General features: G+C 41.6%; 19 protein-coding genes. 11 read left to right on the top strand and 8 right to left on the bottom strand.

Annotation, left to right across the window (positions count from 1 at the left end; all coding sequences use genetic code 11):
* Positions 1-18: 18 nt before the first annotated feature.
* Positions 19-1,392, bottom strand: coding sequence for an oxygen-independent coproporphyrinogen III oxidase (hemN, locus tag JZ787_RS07420; RefSeq protein WP_346312033.1), 1,374 nt, complete (start codon positions 1,390-1,392; stop codon positions 19-21).
* A 259-nt stretch (positions 1,393-1,651) separates the two neighbouring features.
* Here hemN and hemF point away from each other — a divergent pair, with 259 nt between their 5' ends.
* From hemF to aroE, 3 genes are all read left to right on the top strand, one after another.
* The gene (hemF, locus tag JZ787_RS07415; protein WP_218288546.1) at positions 1,652-2,593 is read left to right on the top strand and encodes an oxygen-dependent coproporphyrinogen oxidase; all 942 of its coding nucleotides are present in this window, start codon (positions 1,652-1,654) and stop codon (positions 2,591-2,593) included.
* Between the two features lie 286 nt (positions 2,594-2,879).
* Complete coding sequence (locus JZ787_RS07410; protein WP_010327619.1) at positions 2,880-3,086, top strand: hypothetical protein; 207 nt, start codon at positions 2,880-2,882, stop codon at positions 3,084-3,086.
* Positions 3,087-3,186: 100 nt separating this feature from the next.
* Entirely contained in the window at positions 3,187-3,975 is a 789-nt protein-coding gene (gene aroE, locus JZ787_RS07405; RefSeq protein WP_346312032.1) for a shikimate dehydrogenase, read from the top strand.
* 43 nt (positions 3,976-4,018) lie between these two features.
* On the opposite strand, the gene JZ787_RS07400 is transcribed toward aroE, so the two are convergent.
* Positions 4,019-6,427 (bottom strand): hypothetical protein, encoded by a 2,409-nt coding sequence (locus JZ787_RS07400; protein WP_346312031.1) that lies wholly within the window; start codon positions 6,425-6,427, stop codon positions 4,019-4,021.
* A gap of 231 nt (positions 6,428-6,658) precedes the next feature.
* Between JZ787_RS07400 and JZ787_RS07395 the strand changes: the two genes are divergently transcribed.
* The gene (locus JZ787_RS07395; protein WP_346312030.1) at positions 6,659-8,482 is read left to right on the top strand and encodes an acyl-CoA dehydrogenase C-terminal domain-containing protein; all 1,824 of its coding nucleotides are present in this window, start codon (positions 6,659-6,661) and stop codon (positions 8,480-8,482) included.
* Between the two features lie 356 nt (positions 8,483-8,838).
* Positions 8,839-9,600, top strand: coding sequence for a substrate-binding domain-containing protein (locus tag JZ787_RS07390; RefSeq protein WP_346312029.1), 762 nt, complete (start codon positions 8,839-8,841; stop codon positions 9,598-9,600).
* A gap of 124 nt (positions 9,601-9,724) precedes the next feature.
* On the opposite strand, the gene hchA is transcribed toward JZ787_RS07390, so the two are convergent.
* Positions 9,725-10,594: a glyoxalase III HchA gene (gene hchA / locus JZ787_RS07385; RefSeq protein ID WP_346312028.1), complete on the bottom strand. Its 870-nt coding sequence runs from the start codon at positions 10,592-10,594 to the stop codon at positions 9,725-9,727.
* 500 nt (positions 10,595-11,094) lie between these two features.
* Here hchA and JZ787_RS07380 point away from each other — a divergent pair, with 500 nt between their 5' ends.
* Entirely contained in the window at positions 11,095-11,472 is a 378-nt protein-coding gene (locus tag JZ787_RS07380) for a hypothetical protein (RefSeq protein WP_148825419.1), read from the top strand.
* Between the two features lie 161 nt (positions 11,473-11,633).
* Here JZ787_RS07380 and JZ787_RS07375 read toward each other — a convergent pair whose 3' ends face one another.
* Complete coding sequence (locus JZ787_RS07375; RefSeq protein ID WP_346312027.1) at positions 11,634-12,140, bottom strand: hypothetical protein; 507 nt, start codon at positions 12,138-12,140, stop codon at positions 11,634-11,636.
* A 312-nt stretch (positions 12,141-12,452) separates the two neighbouring features.
* The gene (gene hemW / locus JZ787_RS07370) at positions 12,453-13,607 is read right to left on the bottom strand and encodes a radical SAM family heme chaperone HemW (protein WP_346312026.1); all 1,155 of its coding nucleotides are present in this window, start codon (positions 13,605-13,607) and stop codon (positions 12,453-12,455) included.
* A 124-nt stretch (positions 13,608-13,731) separates the two neighbouring features.
* Here hemW and JZ787_RS07365 point away from each other — a divergent pair, with 124 nt between their 5' ends.
* Together JZ787_RS07365 and JZ787_RS07360 are read left to right on the top strand one after the other, a co-directional pair.
* Positions 13,732-14,193, top strand: a complete 462-nt coding sequence (locus JZ787_RS07365) for a DMT family transporter (RefSeq protein ID WP_168158634.1) — start codon at positions 13,732-13,734, stop codon at positions 14,191-14,193.
* Between the two features lie 41 nt (positions 14,194-14,234).
* Positions 14,235-15,596 (top strand): MATE family efflux transporter, encoded by a 1,362-nt coding sequence (locus tag JZ787_RS07360; RefSeq protein WP_346312025.1) that lies wholly within the window; start codon positions 14,235-14,237, stop codon positions 15,594-15,596.
* A gap of 55 nt (positions 15,597-15,651) precedes the next feature.
* Here JZ787_RS07360 and JZ787_RS07355 read toward each other — a convergent pair whose 3' ends face one another.
* A complete protein-coding gene (locus JZ787_RS07355; RefSeq protein WP_004691402.1) occupies positions 15,652-15,861 on the bottom strand; it encodes a DUF1737 domain-containing protein in 210 nt (69 codons plus the stop codon).
* A gap of 193 nt (positions 15,862-16,054) precedes the next feature.
* Between JZ787_RS07355 and JZ787_RS07350 the strand changes: the two genes are divergently transcribed.
* Both JZ787_RS07350 and JZ787_RS07345 read left to right on the top strand, forming a co-directional pair.
* Entirely contained in the window at positions 16,055-17,353 is a 1,299-nt protein-coding gene (locus JZ787_RS07350; protein ID WP_168158635.1) for an AarF/ABC1/UbiB kinase family protein, read from the top strand.
* Between the two features lie 129 nt (positions 17,354-17,482).
* Positions 17,483-17,737, top strand: coding sequence for a type B 50S ribosomal protein L31 (locus JZ787_RS07345; protein WP_094148671.1), 255 nt, complete (start codon positions 17,483-17,485; stop codon positions 17,735-17,737).
* Between the two features lie 121 nt (positions 17,738-17,858).
* On the opposite strand, the gene crcB is transcribed toward JZ787_RS07345, so the two are convergent.
* Positions 17,859-18,236, bottom strand: a complete 378-nt coding sequence (crcB, locus tag JZ787_RS07340) for a fluoride efflux transporter CrcB (RefSeq protein ID WP_004691408.1) — start codon at positions 18,234-18,236, stop codon at positions 17,859-17,861.
* Positions 18,237-18,624: 388 nt separating this feature from the next.
* Here crcB and JZ787_RS07335 point away from each other — a divergent pair, with 388 nt between their 5' ends.
* Positions 18,625-18,957 carry a HopJ type III effector protein gene (locus tag JZ787_RS07335; protein WP_094148672.1) on the top strand — a complete coding sequence of 111 codons (333 nt, stop codon included), beginning with the start codon at positions 18,625-18,627 and terminating at the stop codon, positions 18,955-18,957.
* 217 nt (positions 18,958-19,174) lie between these two features.
* Here JZ787_RS07335 and JZ787_RS07330 read toward each other — a convergent pair whose 3' ends face one another.
* Positions 19,175-19,735 carry a hypothetical protein gene (locus JZ787_RS07330; protein WP_205667552.1) on the bottom strand — a complete coding sequence of 187 codons (561 nt, stop codon included), beginning with the start codon at positions 19,733-19,735 and terminating at the stop codon, positions 19,175-19,177.
* Positions 19,736-19,755 lie beyond the last annotated feature (20 nt).

Raw genomic sequence — 19,755 nt, 5'->3', positions numbered from 1 at the left:
TAGAGCGCTTCAATCAGATTAGATGGTCATGGAGAAAATACGACTCTCGGGTCGACGGCGTTTTAAATGTAAATCGAACGCCATACAAATATTGCGCACAAAGGCTTTACCCTGCTCAGTCACTCGTAAACTCTGTGGCCCAATCTCTAATAAACCATCGTCCCGCATTTCTTCCAGTTGTCCCAAGACCTCAGCCAATTCAGGAAATTGCATATCTGATTCTGCCCACGACGTCTGAAAGCTACACATCAAATTTAAAATGTGACGACGAATCATCAGATCTTCAGCACTTAAAATATGCCCACGATAGACAGGAAGTTCATTGCTTTCGAGTCGCGCATAATAATCTTCGAGTTTTTTTTCATTTTGCGCAAAGCTATACCAGCTGTCGCTGATGGATGAAATACCTAAACCTATCATCACTTGGGTTTTTGATGCGGTGTAGCCCATAAAATTGCGATGCAAAGTGCCTGCCTGAAATGATTGATACATCGCATCATTTTCTAAAGCAAAATGATCCATACCAATTTCATGATAACCCTGTGCCAGTAATTTATTCTTCCCTTCTTCATAGCACTGGCGTTTTACTTCATCTTTCGGCACATCATGGTCTTTAAAACCACGTTGCCCATTGCCTTTGATCCATGGCACATGCGCATAACTATAAAATGCCAAACGGTCTGGACGTAAACGATTGGTTTGATCAATGGTGTTGAGCACATCATCTAGGTTTTGAAAAGGCAGACCAAAGACCAAATCATGTGAAATTGAGCTATAGCCTATTTCACGTGCCCACTGCGTCACTTGCTCGACATGTTCAAAAGGCTGTATCCGATGAATGGCTTTTTGTACGGTTTCATTATAATCCTGCACCCCATAACTGACACGGCGAAAACCCAAGTCATACAAGGCTTGCAAATGCTCCCGTGTGGTATTATTCGGATGCCCTTCAAAGCTAAACTCATACTGCTCGGCAATCTCTGCTTGCGCAAGGATGCCTTCAATTAACTGAGTTAAATGCACTGGAGAAAAGAAAGTCGGCGTTCCGCCACCCAAATGAATTTCTTTAATGCACGGCTTTTCTTCAAGCAAGTCACAATAAAGAGACCACTCTTTTAAAACCGCCTGAATATAAGGCTGCTCCATCTCATGCTTTTTGGTCACGCGTTTGTGACAGCCACAAAAAGTACAGAGACTTTCACAAAAAGGCAGATGAATATACAAACTTATGCCTTCAGTCGAATTCGATTCAGCAAACGATGTTTTCAGCGTCTGTTTCCATTGCTCTAAAGAAAACTGTGGCTCTTCCCAATACGGCACCGTTGGGTAACTGGTATAACGTGGACCAGGAACATTGTATTTTTGAATCAATGAATCGCTCATATTTACCATCAGCTATTCCGCATTCAGAAGATGCAGCCTATTCTGCATCGCTAAACTCGGGTCTGTACTGTGGTTATTCTGCTGAGCTTAGAATTAGAATTCAACCTAGCAAATTGGTCAGGTTATTTTGCACATAGCAGCATTTTCATTTTTAACTTGCTTCACAACAGCGAATGTTGCGGTAGGACTCTTCGGAAAATATTCTTAATCTTTTTGCTGTTTTATGTTTTGATGTAGGCAGTTTTCATCTTTTCCCATGAGGCTTTTCATGCAGCATCCAACGTCTGCGGATATCCAACGCGTTCGCGAATTTCTCCTCGACTTACAGGCTCGTATTTGTGCCGCACTTGAACAACAAGAGTGTGCTGGTGGCGGGACTGCGCAGTTTGAAATAGATGATTGGGAGCGTCCTGAAGGTGGTGGGGGTCGTTCACGCGTACTGCAAAATGGTACGGTGATTGAAAAAGGTGGAGTGATGTTCTCACACATCAACATTTCTAAACTCCCCGCTTCAGCGACTGAACGCCATCCGCAAATTGCAGGTGCCAAAGCGCAAGCCATGGGTGTGTCCTTGGTGATCCATCCGAAAAATCCAAATGTCCCAACTTCACATGCCAATGTGCGCTTATTCGTGGCTGAAAAAGAAGGTCAAGATCCAATTTGGTGGTTTGGGGGAGGCTTCGATCTCACTCCATTTTATCCCAACGATGAAGATGTGCTGTCATGGCATCAGACAGCGCATGACTTATGTGCGCCCTTTGGCGCTGAAGTCTATGCCGAACATAAACAATGGTGTGATGACTACTTCTATTTAAAACACCGTGACGAACAACGTGGTGTCGGTGGATTGTTCTTTGATGATCTCAATCAATGGGACTTTGAAACCTGTTTCCAATATATCCAAGCCGTGGGCAATGGCTACCTAGAAGCTATTCTTCCGATCTTCCAGCGTAACCAAGACAAGCCATTTAGCGAGGCGCAACGCGACTTTCAAATCTATCGTCGTGGTCGTTATGTCGAATATAACTTGGTTTATGACCGCGGCACGCTCTTTGGTTTACAAACAGGTGGCCGGATTGAATCGATTTTAGTGAGTTTGCCGAATTTGGCTGGTTGGTCATATCGACCTGAATGGGAGGCCGATTCCGCTGAGAAAAAACTGACCGCCTTTTACCTCAAACCGCAAGATTGGCTCAACCTACTCAAATAGACACACAGACTTACAATTCTAAATTCCCTACACATGCCCTTTTCACTAGGATTAGGGCAGCTTATCCATTAAATTTTATATATTTCCCGATCAATTCCCCGTAGAATAGCTACTACACAAAGCGTCATTTCTTTGCATTTATTAAAGCATTGTCACAGGTTTAACACAGTAATTGGGTTCTTTTGAGTTCATTGAAGTCGTAAGCTAAATCAAGTCATTTGCAATAAATTCATTTTAATGACATCAATATTTAGTATCCTCCTTTGTGTTCTATGAGGCCCCAAACATGTTCGCAAAAAGAGTTAGCTCGACCACCATGGTTCTTTTCTGCTTTGCTATTGTGTTGCTAAGCTCGATCAGTACTACTATTTTTTCTGAAAGTGCGTTTAATGACAATGCATCCATCAGCATCACTGTATTTGCAGGTATCGGCTTAACCCTGACTGCAGCAAAATTATTGTTTGATGCGATTCACAGCATCTGTAACCCATAAGTCACCTTTCTTTTCTCTGTTGATAAAAAACTACTGAATGCTTTAGCCTGTGTGTAATTTGCCGTATATTGAACAGCATTTATCACATGGACTTGGTGCGATGAGCAAACAATTCGCTGTCATTGGCAACCCGATTGAGCAGTCTCGCTCACCTGAACTTCACCATGCGTTTGCACAAAAAATGGGGCTCAACCTCAACTATAGTAAACGTCTTGCGCCACTCGATGGCTTCCTCGCCAACATCCAAGAATTCTTCTCACAGGGTGGCATGGGTCTTAATGTCACTGTCCCATTTAAAGAACAAGCCTTTGCAGCCTGCGCAGTCCTCACTGAACGCGCTAAAATCGCAAAAGCAGTCAATACGCTGTGGATGATCGATGGTCAATTACATGGTGACAACACTGATGGACAAGGCTTAGTCGATGCCATTCGTGCGTTGGACTGGAACTTAGACCAGACAGATGCACTGATCATCGGTGCAGGTGGTGCAACTCGTGGCGTCATTTATCCACTGGTCCAAGCAGGGGTGAAAAAAATTGTGATTGCCAATCGTACCCTTGCCCGTGCTGAGCAACTGGTTGCTGACTTAAAAACAGCTGTACCGCAAGCCGAATTGCAAGCCATCGGCTTAGATGCGCTCGAAGGTCAGTTTGACTTGGTGATTAACGCAACCTCTGCCAGCCTAAGCGGCGATGCCTTAATTCTGCCTGAAGCCCTACAATTTCAACATGCCTATGAAATGGCCTATGGCAAACCCTCAACCTTTTTAGATCAAGCCAAAGCTCGCGGCGTACCCACCTCGGAAGGCTACGGTATGCTGGTTGGTCAGGCGATTGAATCTTTTTCGATTTGGAATGGCATTAAACCCAACCTGAAAGATTTTTTATAAGCACAAATAAAAAAGAACCTCCGCAGAGGTTCTTTTTTTCAGATTAGTTCATGTGTTTCTGTACGGCTTTATAGGTCTCGTAATAGGTCGAATCGCTAAAGAAGTCGATATGTTCAAGCGTCATACCCTGAAGTGACTTTTCGGATTGCTGACCTTTTAAATCATCGGCAAATGCTTTAGCAAAGATTTGTGCAGCCTGAGCTAACTTTACAGTTTGCTCTGAATCTACACTATACATGTCCTTAAATTCATCTTGGTAAACCTGTGCAAATACAGCTTGTTTGGTCTTGTATTTCTTCACCAAATTTTTCCAGTGCTGGTTTTCTTTTGCATCTTCCAACGCATCATCAACTATATTCGCTACAGATTTGCCCAGCGCATCAAAATCTTGCACCTGCTCTAAGGCATGTTTTTGACGTAGTTTCTGCAAACGTTTAAGTGCTGCACTCTTTGGTTCCTCAATATCGAGGAACTCATAAGCATAGACTTCTGAAATTTCATTGATAGTCGCTGAGCTATAGTAACGAATATACTCTGGACGCTGAGCGGCAAATACCAAAGCAAATACCGTTTGGTACGCTTTGACTTCAGAATGGTAACGTGCATAACTTTTCTGTGCAACCTGCTGATAATATTCAGAAATATCTTGAGATAAAGCTGTCGAGCCTGATGATGCGCTCTCTACACTTGATGAATCTGCACCTAACGGGCCCAGCATGCCTTTCACTACATTTTCCAGCAGTGAACCTTTAGACACTTCCTCAATCGATTTGGCATTTCTTAAAGCTTGACGGTCAATGGCGGTCGCACTGCCATAATTAAACACCTGATTGGTGCTCTTAATTTGTAGCTTACCAATTTGCTCGTCGCTAATCACAATGTTGTAATCCATGTTTTGCGCACGGCCTTTTTGGTCCAGTCCAACATCCATCACAAACGGTGAACGCTCACTACCTAGCTGTGCCATGATTGGTGTAATTTCAGCCTGATGTTTTTGCCAAAGTTGTTTAAATATTTGTGCGTCTACCAGTTGCTCTGTTTGATACGCGCTAAAGAGTGGTTTCAACGCTTCCAAAACATTGGTCGCCGTTTGTCCAAAAGTCTCTTCTTCTACAACTTCATTGGCTGCTTTAGGTGCAAGTACATCAATCTCTTGATAGTCACGACAAACTGTTACTTTACCAATTGGAATATTTTTATTGTTTATCAGCGCATCGCAAGCTTCTTCAGACAGGGTATTTGATGTTACAGCATCAGATTCTTCAGTTTCTGTTTCTTCTGTCTCAGCTTCGGCATATTCATCCACTTCTTCATCATCAGCCTCACCATGAGTATGAGCATCCGCCTCAGTTTCTGGTACATCTTCATACACATACAAATTAAGTGAATGTGCCTTTTGATTAATCAACTGAGTCACACGCTCTAGTGATTCATGAGCTAGATCTTCACTTGTGCTAGTCGCAGTACCCTCTGCTTCTTGTTCCGCCTGCATTGCTTCATTCGCGGCACTTGATGATTCTTCCGATGCTTCAATCAGACGCTCAGCATCAAAAGCTTGTATCTGCTGGGTATAGTGCAGCTTATTGACGTATTCAAATAAGCCCAATTGTACTTGTGCTGTTTCTAAGTCACCCATATAGCGAATTTTTTTGCTTAGCCCTGCTTCTTTTTCTGACTTGCTTAAATCAACACTATGCACCTGATTTGGCTCTGCCAAAGCATATGGCAGTGCATTCATCTGCTTTAAGTATTCAGCAAACTTTTTAAAATCAATATGACCGAATGCGTCTTTATGCTTAGAAAAGTCAATGTAGGCAAAACGATCCTGACTTTCACGATTCACCATAAACGGCATAAAGGCAAAGTAGTTGGTGTAAAATTTATAGTCATTAAAATCAATCACCATCGGCAACTGTGCTTGCACTTGTAAGGTTGGTTTTTGATAGCTTAACTGCAAAGTCAATGCCGCCAATTTTTGACGGAAATGCACAGAACCTTGATAACTAAACTGTAAGTCATTCAGTAAATTTACCAAAGATTCTGCGATTTGAACCTTAGCAGAACGTGATTCACCACTGCCATACAACGATGCATACGGATTTTGTTCACGCGCAAGTGCATCATATAAGGCTTGTTTTTCTTTGGACGTAAAAGAAATCTTTTGATTTTTTAATAGTTGATCTAATTGTTTTTTCAACTCTGGATCTAAGTTCGTCCCATTTGACTGAGTATTCGACTTAGAATTTGGCTTGGACTCATTAAAATTAAAGTCAGATTGAATAGAGAACTGACCTTTAAAATCATAGCTGGTATTTTCAAACATGGCATTAAGGCCTTGCGTGGCTTGTTGCCCGAGCTGCTGATCTGAAGAGGCATTGGATTTAATGACATGCTGAGTACACCCACTGATACTCAAACCCAATAAACAAAGTGTTATATATTTTAAGCGCATAATACTTGCTGAAAACCTGAGTTAATTATAGTTTATTAAAAAAGTACATGATCAAAAGACCACCGAGTCAGTGTAACAGAACTGTCTTTTTAGATTGATGATTTTATCTACCAATTCGCCTTTCTGACATTTTCTCAAGTCGGATCTATCAATGTATTTTGATACGATGTATGAATAATGAAATGATCGATTTAAATAATCCAATACTATTTCTAAATTAGGATTACACACATGCCTGCATATAAAGCTCCCTTACATGATATTCGCTTCTTAATGAATGAAGTGCTGGACTATCCTGCACATTATCAAACCCTATCGAATGGTGAAGCTGCCGACGCTGATACGGTAGATATGATCTTAGAAGGCGCAGCAGATTTTTGTGAAAATATTTTATCTCCCTTAAACCAATCGGGCGATGAAGAAGGTTGTACCTTCGACAACGGTGAAGTGAAAACACCAAAAGGCTTCAAAGACGCTTATGACCAGTTTGTCCAAGGTGGCTGGCAAGGTTTGTCTTTCCCTGAAGAATTTGGCGGTCAGAACCTGCCACAATCATTAAACCTGATTAAATCGGAAATGATGGGCACAGCAAACTGGTCTTTCCAAATGTACCCAGGTTTAAGTATCGGCTGTATGAACACCATTTTACAGTTTGGTACAGACGAACAGAAAAATCTGTATATGCCGAACTTAGTGGCAGGTACATGGTCAGGTACCATGTGTTTAACTGAACCTCAGTGTGGCACCGACTTAGGTCAAGTAAAGACCAAAGCTGAATTAAATGCCGATGGCACTTATAACATCTCAGGCACCAAAATCTTCATCTCTGCGGGTGAACAAGATTTAACTGAAAACATCATTCATATCGTACTTGCTCGTCTTCCAGATGCACCTGCAGGCACCAAAGGAATTTCACTGTTCATTGTGCCTAAATTCTTGGTCAATGCAGACAGTAGCCTTGGTGAACGTAACCCTGTGACCTGTGGTTCAATTGAACATAAGATGGGGATTCGTGCTTCTGCAACCGCAGTGTTGAACTTTGATAATGCTATCGGTTACTTGATTGGTGAACCAAACAAAGGCTTACATGCCATGTTTACCTTTATGAACACCGCACGTATCGGTACAGCAATTCAAGGTATTGCACATGCTGAGCTTTCATTCCAAGGTGCACTGCCATATGCCAAAGAACGTATGTCGATGCGTGCACTTTCTGGCAAGAAAGACCCTGAAAAAGTCGCGGATGCCATTATTCATCACGCTGACGTTCGCCGTATGTTGCTCACACAAAAAGCGATTGCTGAAGGCGGCCGCTCAATGATTTATTATGCCGCGCAAATTGCCGACAAAATGGCAGATGCGCTTGAACGTGGCGATACTGCTGCATTTGAAGCACATGATGATCACTTAGGTTTCTATACCCCAATTTTAAAAGGCTTCTTAACTGAATTGGGCTTGGAAGCTGCAAACCACGGTATGCAAGTCTATGGCGGTCATGGCTACATTAAAGAATGGGGCATGGAGCAAATTGCACGTGATGCACGTATTGCAACACTGTATGAAGGCACTACAGGAGTTCAAGCACTGGACTTGATTGGTCGTAAAGTACTTCTGACCTCTAAAGGTAAAGTCATTCGTGATTACACTGCTGAAATTCTGAAATTCTGTGGCCAACATGCTCGCAACAAATACATGCGCCGTTTTGCTTGGGACTTAACTAAGCTTTGCGCGCAATGGAATGCTTTAACTGTTCGTATCATGCTGGCCGCTCGTAAAGACCGTGACATCGTGTCATCTGCATCTGTCGATTTCTTGATGTTCTCGGGCTATGTAATGATGGCTTACTTCTGGGCTCAACAAGCGGCTGTAGCTTCTGCTAAATTGGCATCAGGTGAAGGTCAAGAAACACCTGAATTCTACAAAGCAAAAATTAAAGTAGCTGACTTCTATTTCGAACGTTTATTGCCACGTACCCAAGGTCATGCCGAAGCAATGGTCAATCCTTCAAAAACCATGACGTCATTGGCTGCTGAACACTTTAGCTTTGATTACTAATTAACAGTATTAGACCGATAAAAAGAGCGCCTAGGCGCTCTTTTTATTTCCTGTCCGACCTTAAAATTCAACTCCCCCTGTAATTTAGCCGTAGCTCCAATTTTCTGGCCTCATCCTTAGACTTTGGTAAAAGTGCCCCCCTACAGTTAAAAAGGGTTCTCTACGCTTCCAGATAGTTTTTTAGAGTTAGTTCGTTAAAAATTTTGTCAGGGCTCTGTCTTTCTACAACTTAAATTTAAGTAAGAAAATCGCGCTAATATTTTAAAAACCATTTAACAAAAAAAATAATATAAATATTCAATTACATCAGAAAAACAAATATGATCAGCATTCAAATATCAGTAAAGGAAATAACGATGTTAAAAATATATAAGCTGAGCTACTATATCTTTCCGCTCATGCTGGGCTTTTTATCAATGGACACTATTGCGGCAATCAATGTTTATGGCCCAGGTGGGCCAGCACCAGCGATGCATGAAGCAGCGAAACAATTTAAAAATAAGACAGGGATAGATGTCCATGTAACCGCTGGTCCTACTTCACAATGGGCCGACAAAGCCAAACTCGATGCCGACATCATCTATAGCGGTTCGGAAGCGATGATGTCTGATTTTGAAAGCGTATTTGCCAACAAAATCATAAAGGACTCAATTGAGCCACTCTACTTACGACCTGCTGCCATTTTAGTCAGAAAAGGTAATCCCAAGCATATTCAGGGATTTAAAGACCTAAGCAAACCAAACACCAAAGTTTTGGTCACACATGGCGCAGGCCAAGTGGGCATGTGGGAAGATATTGCAGGTAGAACAGGCAACATTCATCTCACAAAATCCTTCCGTAAAAATATCGCCATGTATGCGCCCAATACAGGCGCAGCGAAAAAAGCATGGGAAACAGACAGCAGTTATGATGCATGGTTGGTATTTAATATTTGGGGAGTCAGTAATCCAGACATTGGGCAAATTATTCCGATCGAACCTGAACTGGTGATTTATCGTGATGCAGGTGTTGCACTGACTCAGCACAGTCTAAAAAATCCTGAAGCAAAAAATTTTGTTACGTTTTTAAGCTCTCCACAAGGCCATGCGATTTTTAAACAGTTTGGTTGGAACAAATGAGTGCTTAATTTTAATCTTTCTTCCACATTCAAGATCAGTTTCCAAGCTTAAAAAATCGAACTTTTAATAAGAAAATTGGACATAAAAAAGAGCGCCACGGCGCTCTTGATTGAAGAAGATATAACTACTGAACCTCAGCCAAAAGCGCTTGTGCTGCCATTTTACCCAAGGTATTCGATGCTAAAGGACTATCTCCTGTAATTAACTTACGGTCTTGAATACACTGTCCCGACATCTCTTTATTGACCACTTCAACACCCAACTTTTCTAAGCGATCTGCCAACAACCACGGTAATTCTCCTGGCATATAACCTATGTCTAAGTTTGCCCCTTGATCGAGTGCATCTGGGAACACACACATTTTATAGCCTTTAAAAATATAGTTTTCAGGCGCTTCATTAACCGCGGCAGCCAATAAGCCTGCTGGCCCATGACACAGTGAAATGACAAATTTATCTTTTGCCACTGCCCACTTCAGTAAAGTTTTTAAGTCTTCACTGTCAGGTAAACCAATTAAAGCACCATGCCCACCGGGAATAAGAACAGCCAAATAGGGAGAGTCGTCACCTAAACTGTTTTTCAGTACATCTGCCAGTTTCAAAGGTTTCTTAAATTGGGCCAAGTATTTTTGGAATGTTGCAGGCACAACAGCATCTTCATGGGGCATCGCCCACATTTCAAGTTTAACGGGATTGCCCGATAACGTAACAATATCAATATCAAAGCCTGCGCGATCTAAATGATACATAGGCAGTAAAGTTTCTACAGGATGGTTGCCTGTGGAGAAGAATTTACCATTTTTCATCAGTAAATAACGCTCATCGCTTGCGACCATCAAAACTTTTTTATGCCCAATATAGGGTGTTGGATAGTCGGTTCCATCGAAGTCAGTTTTACTGGCGGTGTATTGGGAAAGTGAATAAGGTGATGGAAAAAAGGCATTATCTTCAGCTAAATCAGGGCTTGGATTACGGTCTTGGCTGGTCTGTGCCATGCTGATTCTCCTTTATTATTGCTTGGATATTTTCAGTTTTACGAAACCTAGAGTTCTGTACCACAGCTCATTTATTCAGCATAACAAAGTTTCAACGTGGCTCTGTTTTAAGATGTAAATATAAGCTTGCCTGTATGACAAGATAAAAATTTGAACAATAAAAAACCCCGACATCCTGTCGGGGTTTTTCGTATTAAGTGCTGAGGTATAACTCCTGTCGTACCTTCGTCCTTGAGCTGATCTTTATTGTTATTCTATTGGAGCATCCTGCTCTCTATGGTTCTATATTAGAAAACTTACAGGCAGGCGTATATGCGCAAAAAGCGGGAATTGATGTAAGCTAATTCGTACAAATGAATCAACGCTATTCATAGCGGCTGAATCAAAAAGGGCTGACCATTTAAAGCCTGATGATTATTAACTCTCTTAATTTCACGCGCAGGTATTCTTTTAGACTTTATGTTTTAATTCTTTTGTATTTTTAGCTGAGTTTAATCCTGATGAGAAAGCAATATCATTTTAGAAAAGTTGAAAATGATACCTATATTTGGGATGTCGATCACTTGGTCGAACTCACTCAATCTTTTAAAGTCAGACAAGTTCCGCTATCAGACATCAAGGAATTAGACGAAGCTTATTGGTATCCAGATACTCACCCAACCACTCATGAAATTATTGCGCATATGCAACTCATTCAAGAGGCAGATTTAGCTTATCCCATCATTTTATGTGCTCAAGGCCGATTAATGGATGGTATGCACAGAGTGGGAAAAGCAAAGATTTTAGGCAAAGAGTCCATTTCTGCGGTTCAATTTGATACAAATCCGCAACCTGACTTTATCAATGTGCATGAAGATGATCTGATCTATGATGATTAAATCATTCAATCATTTTTTAAATCAAAACTAAACAGATATATAAAGTGCCGATCACAAATTGAGTTTTGTATGATTCTTTATGTAAGATGGCGGATTGAATCGTCAATTTTTTTATTGTTCAATGTTTGAACTAAAACTTAAGTGAACTTAAAAGAAAATATCTATTCAAATTGTGGATATACGAAATCGTAATACCCTGTTTTTATACGTTTCACTATATCAAAAGGGTTCACAACCACCCCTATTTCGGCTTTACGGTTTTCCCCCTCTAACTCTCCAACATAAGTAAATTGATCATCATTGATGTGCCATACATACCAGTTTTGAGATATTTTTATTGTTTCCTCTCCTACTTTCGCACCATAATCTCTTGAATCTCTAAATAGAATTTTAGAAATATCTCCAAGCTCCGTACTCTTGCCAACTTTAGTCCACAGATCCATTTTTACTCCCCATCTCGTCACACAGTGGGCATAAAACTCGACCTCACCATGAACAATATCCGATATGTCAGAGTGAGGTCCACATGGATACTCAGTTTTAAATGCCCTAATCACATCACTATTCAGTTGTGTTTGATCATAAGCAATAAGTTGAAAATATTTCTTCGTGCCATGCTCTAAGTCTACAGAAAAAATATCGCCGATCTTTGTATAAACTCTTGCCATGCTTGAATACCCAAATTCTCAGTTTTTTAATTAAATGAAGATTCTTACTGAAGGCCGTGATATTCGTTCCCCCAATTTCATGTCTTCTATTTTTTCTCACATATCTTAGCCGACTACGAAATGAAGACTGTGCCGTGCTGATTTATAGGTCTTACAATCAATAACAGTAAAACAATTTTTATTATATAAATCTATATCTTATAAAAAATATCAAAAATTAGAATTTTTATAGAACTTCCACTGCGCATGTATCGCTTTTGAGCCAAATTCAAAGCCATGATGGCAACTCACACAAGCATGGCTTTATAAAACTTAGATAAATTCTTCCAACACTGAGTTTAAAAATACATGCCCTTGCTCGGTACATGCTAAACGCGTGACATCATCCACCATTAATTTTCGACTGCGTAGTGAGTCTAATGTTTCAGCCAAACTGTCCAAATTCAAACCTGTACGCTGCGCATAATACTCAGCTGCAACCCCATCATTTAAACGCAAAGCATTCATCATAAATTCAAATGGAAGTTCGTCGGCTTCAATCCGCTTAAACTGCACATGCTCCGCAGGGACTTTAGCCAAATAGTCTTTGGGTAAACGAGTTTTCTGGAACCGATAGACCCCATCTGGCTGGGTAACTTTGGCATGTGCACCTGCCCCTATCGCTAAATAGTCGCCAAACTGCCAATAATTCAAATTATGCGCAGAAGGCTGCTCTTTACGCCATGCCGAAACTTCATAATTGATAAAACCCTGCGCTTTTAAATAAGCTTCACCTTGGGCTTGAATCTCTTCAAGCACATCGTCCACAGGTAAGACAGGCTTGGTTCTAAAGAACACGGTATTCGGTTCAATCGTGAGTTGATACCATGAAATATGCGTTGCACCATTGTCTACGGCCAGCTTTAAATCCAGTAAAGCTTGTTCTAAAGTTTGCTCAGGTAAACCATGCATGAGGTCGACATTAATACGTTTAAAACCTGCATCACGCGCAAGGCCAATTGCAGAAATCGCATCGGCGTTACTGTGAATTCGTCCCAACTTGGTTAAATGTTCAGTATTAAAACTTTGAACCCCGATCGACAAGCGATTGATACCTGCTGCCAAATAATCGGCAAAAGGGTCATGTTCAACTGTTCCAGGATTGGCTTCTAAGGTAATTTCACAATCCGCCTCAAAAGGCAGTAATGCTTTTAACTGAGCAAATAACCATTGATACCCTTGTGCTGAAATTAATGACGGTGTTCCGCCGCCAATAAACACACTATGAATATGACGCCCTTGAGCAAACTCGAGTTGAGTTTTAAAGTCTTCCACCAAAGCATGTAAATATTCTTGCTCTAAATCTAAAGACAGTTTGCCATCTGGCACCGCATGCGAGTTAAAGTCACAATAGGGACACTTACGCACACACCACGGCATGTGAATATATAAAGACAACGGAATATTTGCAGGATGTAAATCAGTCAAGGAAGAGACTCTAAAGCACAGCGGTAATCTTGCATATTTTAACATGACTGCATCAAGACACTTATGAAATCTGTGTCTATTTGGATTAGACTGATAAAAAGACAAGAAGAATGAATGGTTTAAAATGATGAAAATATCGAGCCACTTGCTGTTTATGCTACCACTGGCCTTTGGTATTGGCATTGCTATGACTTTTCAAACGGCGCTGAATACACAGCTCAGAGAATATTTTTACTCTCCACTACAAGCCGCATTGTTATCCTTCTTCATTGGAACCTGCGTTTTAGCACTTTTGGTTGTAGTCCAGCCCGTCGACAAACCACAGTTACATGATTTTTCCAATATTCCTTGGTACTTATGGCTCGGTGGCTGCTTAGGGGTTTATGCCATCAGTATAAGCATCTATACTGCGCCTAAATTAGGCTTTCTCACGTTTTCAGGTTTGGTTATTTTTGGACAAATCCTGACCTCGATGATTTTTGACCACTATGGTCTACTTGGTACCGAAAAAACCCCTGTCAATTGGCAGCGTTTACTTGGTGGCGTCGTAATTTTTATTGGTGTGCTTCTCACTTTACAACGCTGAATTTATTTAGACCAAGCACATGATGAATATGAGTAATTTTTGTGTCGACTACAAATAAAATCACGTCCCATCGTTTCGAATTAAAAAAGTTACTGGTGTTAATGCTACCCATCCTGATCACGCAGTTTTCTCAAGCGGGTCTCGGGTTAATTGATACCATTATGGCGGGGCATTTATCCCCTACCGATTTAGCCTCGATTGCCGTCGGTGTTGGTTTATGGATACCAGTGATGTTGCTGTTCAGCGGCATCATGATTGCGACAACACCGTTGGTGGCAGAAGCCAATGGTGCACGCACCCCTGAAAAAATCGCCACCATTGCTCGTCAGTCCCTGTGGGTCGCCTTTATTTTGGGGAGCATTGCGGGTTTAATTTTACAAAGCATGCCACTCTTACTGCCACTCATGGGTGTACCTGCAAACTTACTACCTAAAGCCAGCCTATTTTTACATGCCATTGGCTTTGGCATGCCTGCGGTGACTATGTATGCGGCACTGCGTGGATATTCTGAGGCACTTGGTCATCCGCGCCCTGTCACTGTGATTAGCTTAGCAGCCTTGGTTCTTTTGGTTCCACTGAACTTTGTCTTTATGTATGGTTTCGGCCCGATTCCAGCACTCGGTTCGGCAGGCTGCGGATTTGCCACTGCTATTTTACAATGGATCATGTTTTTCACCTTGGCCACTTATATTTTTAAAGCCTCGGCATATCAAAAAACTCAAGTGTTTAGCACTTGGGAGAAGATGGATCGCTATTGGATCGAGCGTATTTTAAAACTTGGCCTACCCATTGGCTTAGCTATTTTCTTCGAAGTCAGTATTTTTAGTACCGCTGCGATTATTCTCAGTCCATTGGGTGAAACCATTGTGGCAGCGCATCAAATTGCAATGTCGGTCACCTCTCAGTTGTTTATGATTCCGATGTCCCTTGCCATCGCCTTGACTATTCGTGTCGGGACTTACTATGGTGAAAAAAACTGGATCGCGATGCGCAAGGTACAAAAGCTTGGACTGGCTACAGGCACGGTTTTGGCGCTGATGACCATGCTGCTGATTGCACTGTTTCGTCCTGAAATTGTGGCGATTTATACCTCGGATCACAAAGTATCAGAAGTTGCGATGTATTTACTATTATTTGCACTTGCCTATCAGCTGATGGATGCTTGGCAAATTAGTGCCGCAGGCTGCTTACGCGGCATGCAAGATACCAAAGGCCCGATGTGGATCACAATGGTTGCCTATTGGATCGTGGCTTTCCCAGTCAGTATCTATTTAGCGCGCTACACCAACATAGGTGCAGCAGGTGTTTGGATTGGACTGATTGTCGGTTTAAGCGTGGCGTGTGCCCTGCTCTTGCTCCGTCTTTATAACAACAATAAACGCCTCAGTCAGGACTATCCATAAGTTATGTATTGTGCTGAATAGGAAGGAGCCAGACTCTTCTCCTATTCCAGTTGTTCTACTGTTGTGCCAAAGCGTCTTTCAGACCTTGTGGCACTTCACTCTCATCCTCAACGTCTTTAACCACCACCTGCCCCACGATCACCTCACTGCCATTAAAGGTCATGGTGGGTGAACCATACAGGCTATAACCTTCATTGAGTGCTTTGGTGACACGCGCACAAAAATGCACATCGTCCTTGCCTGTAAAATAACGATAAACTTTCATTTATTTCTTACTCAAAATTTTTCGCACAGTGTAACGCGATTTTTAAATGCAGCGACATCTTGTGTGCAATGCACTCAACTGACCACTATTATTTAAATAGAAACATCAGCTTAACAATTTAAAGTAGGCAGTTTTGCATTTGTCGCCTATGATCAAATCTGAGATGTAATGAAAATTCCCCGAGGAATATCGCATGGCAAATACGACTCGTACGCCCGGTCGTCGCTTTATGAAACTTGCCAGCATGACAGCAAGTATCGCAACCAAAACTGTGACCAATTCAATTAAAAACTTCAATGCCGATGAAGATAAAAAAAATGCGGCGCGCAGTCAGCTTTTTCAGGACATTGGACTTCAAATTGCAGACACCTTAGGTGAAATGAAAGGTGCCGTGATGAAAGTCGGGCAAATTGCATCTCAATACAAAGACATTTTCCCGCCTGAAGTGGCACGTGCGATTAGTAAATTACAACGTCAAGCGCCTGCGATGCCTTTTCAAGAGATCAAAGCTCAAGTTGAAAATGAACTCGGCAAGCCGCTCAATCAAATTTTTACCGCCTTTGATGAACAACCCTTTGCCGCGGCCTCCATTGGCCAAGTGCATAAAGCCACTTTACCGAGTGGTGAGCAAGTTGTGGTTAAAGTTCAATATCCGGGTGTAGAAGAAGCCTGTGAAAGTGACTTAAAACAAGTACGCTTAGCGCTTCGCTTGATGGGTGTGCTCAAAATTGACCGTAAGCTGCAAGATCAACTCTTTAAAGAAATTCAGGACAGTTTAGACAACGAGCTAAACTATCAAATAGAAGCCCAAAACTTAGAGGTCGCAAGAACCTTTCATCAAGCTTTAGACTCTAAAATTATTATTCCTCAAGTCTACAAAGACTATTCAAGCCGTCATATTTTGACCTTAAGCTTGGAGCACGGCGAAAGTATTGAAACTGCCAGTACATGGTCACAAGAGACGCGCAATGAACTGGGGCGTCGTTTATTTCGTGCCATTGGCCGTGAGATTTTCTTCTTAAAGCGCTTCCACTGTGACCCCCATCCGGGCAACTTTGCTTTCCGAGAAGATGGTAGCGTGATCGTATATGACTACGGCGGTGTAAAAACCCTATCGACTGAAATCGTGATGCATTTTAAGCAGCTGATTCAAGCGGCGCGCGACAGTGATATCTTGGCCATGGAACAGCAACTGACTGCTTTGCACTCTATGTCTGAGCAAGGCAAGTTCCCTGCCGAACTGTATGAAGCATGGTTAGAGGTGCTCATGCGTCCACTGACCACTTTGTATGACTTTGCTGAGAACTCAGCGCATCATGATGGTATTGAACTGGTCAAACCATCGCTAAAATACTGGGATGTATTTAAACCCTCACCCGATACACTAATGGTCAATCGCACAGTCTCAGGACATTATTGGAACCTGATTCATCTCAAAGTACACGACAACCTCAATGATCTATTTGAAGAGTTGGTCCCGCCTTCTGCCTAAATAAGAACTGCGGGCACGATAAAATCGCTACAACTCTATAAATCCAGTTACATAAAGTCACTGGGTTTATTTTGACTTCTCAATTGTTATATTATAACATTTCAAAATAATGCATTTAAGGAGAAGTCTATGCGTGCCAATATTCATCCAGAGTATCGTGAAGTCCTGTTCCACGACACCAATGCCGACGCGTTTTTCGTGATCAGCAGTACCTTACAAAGTCATCAAACTCGTGAGTATGAAGGCAAGACTTATCCTTACGTCAGTTTAGATATCTCAAGTGCTTCACATCCGTTTTATACAGGTGAACAACGTCAAACCAGTAATGAAGGTCGTGTTGCAAGCTTCAATAAACGTTTCGCGCGTTTCAAACGCTCACAATAATTTCATTTTTCTTTAAGCTATACGCGTTATAGTAAAGATATCAAGAAGCCTAAGACCTCCTCCAGCTTAGGCTTCTTTTTTATGCGTTCTTTTCTGGTTCCTATTTTGACCAGCTTTTTTCTTAATGTTTAAGCACACTATCCAACAGATAAAATCCGATCCCAAGCACGATGACGCCCACCACTAAACTCGACAGCGCATAGCTCAAAGCCAGCACTGTTTGTCCCTGTCTAAATAACTGAAAAGTTTCGAGGCCAAAACTAGAAAATGTCGTAAAACCACCCAATATGCCCACCATCAAAAATAAACGTGCTTCTTGTTGTAGTACTGGAAACTTCTGGCTAAAAGCAAAGAAAATACCCGCAGCAAAACAACCGATGATGTTGATCCACCATGTCGGCCATGGAAAACTCATACTCGGTTTAAACAACCATAATCCTGCACCGTAGCGTAAACAGGCCCCTATTCCGCCCCCCATTGCCACCAAGATCCAATTCATTGACCTATCCTATTCTTTACAAAATGCGGTATGGATAAGTCCAAAGTTATCCACAGTTCATCAACTATAACGCTATTAAACCTGAATCAATCCTTGCACTTCAAGGTTTTTCAACATCGGTTGTTGATCCTTATATATCTTCTTGTCTCACTCTCAAAAGTGAACTTCAGCATTCAAACTCACACATGCTTTACATTGGATAATGAACTCAGGATCGCCAAATATCTTTACTTCACCCTAGTGCGCACTATGACCAATGCAACATAGATTCACAAAATCACTAACATAGGTTCTTCATGCAAAACAGAAGGTTTTCTCTCAGGCAAAAACTCCCAAACATGCAATTTTTGGGTATGATGTGGACATAAATTTAGTCGGAAATAGACGCATGGCACAAGTACTATTGGCTCAGCTTGCAGCGGGCGAAGCAAAATTTTCAGATGTATTGGCTTTTATTGAAGCAGCCTATACACATACACCAACTGCATTTAAAAATGGTTTGCAGCACAATGCGGCAACTGAAAACCAAGGTAGCGCAAAAGTGTTTTCGTTTGCACAACTTCAAGGTCTCGATCAAACGCAAACTTTAAGCCTATTTGCAGAACACTATGCTTCCGTTTTAGCGACACCTGATGCAACAGATCATCAAAATATTCGTCAGTTCATGTTGAATGGATGGGATGGTATTGAATTTGAGGGTACGGCATTAACTGCAAAATAAAGATAAAAAACCACGTTCAAGTTACTTGAACGTGGTTTTAAACAAATACAATATTAATTTTATTATCAGATATTTATAAACACTATTAACATTGATACACCTATAAGCATCCGCAGATTTGACAAGTAGGTTTCACGTGGGGCAAGACTTCATATGGCTATAATCGCCTAGAAAACATTAAAACAGCACGATGAAGTAACTCAGCGCTACTTCCACATTACCCCTTTACCCGTTCGATCCATTGGATTGAGCTGACCCGAAATACTTCACATGCTCCATCGCCCGTATCGGTCGGAGTTAAGGATGAGGTCCAGACCATATCTTTGTCTTTAATTTCAACCAACTCACCTTTTAAACGAACCAAATCACCACGTTTCACGTGTTTAATTTGTTTAGCAATTTCAGGGTTGGCTGGAATGATGTGCATATTTGACACCATTTGCATGGCTTGCTCGGCAGGCACAGGCAAACGATCAATTTTCCAGTTGAGATAACGGTCGTATTGATTCACGGTAATATGGCGTGCAATTTCAGGTTCAGCAAACAAGCCCCAACTCACGGCGTAGTCAATCGGGGAGAATTTCGCTTGTGCATCATCCGAATACATTTTAGAACCTAAAATTCGAAAATCACCTTTAAACGATTTCAATACCGAAATCGATTGATCTTTAGAGGTCGGCGCTAAACCTTTAGCAATGTTGTAATCCACAGTGGCACTTGCACTGATGGGCAACAGCAAACTGCTGAGTAAACCGAGCAGGATAAATTTAGATTTCATTGCAAACCTCATTCCCATCG

The sequence above is a fragment of the Acinetobacter sp. BWR-L5 genome, assembly GCF_039655985.1.
GTDB classification, from domain to species: Bacteria; Pseudomonadota; Gammaproteobacteria; order Pseudomonadales; family Moraxellaceae; genus Acinetobacter; species Acinetobacter johnsonii.
The sequence above is the reverse complement of the archived record's forward strand: the minus strand, read 5'-3'. Positions and strand labels throughout refer to the sequence as shown.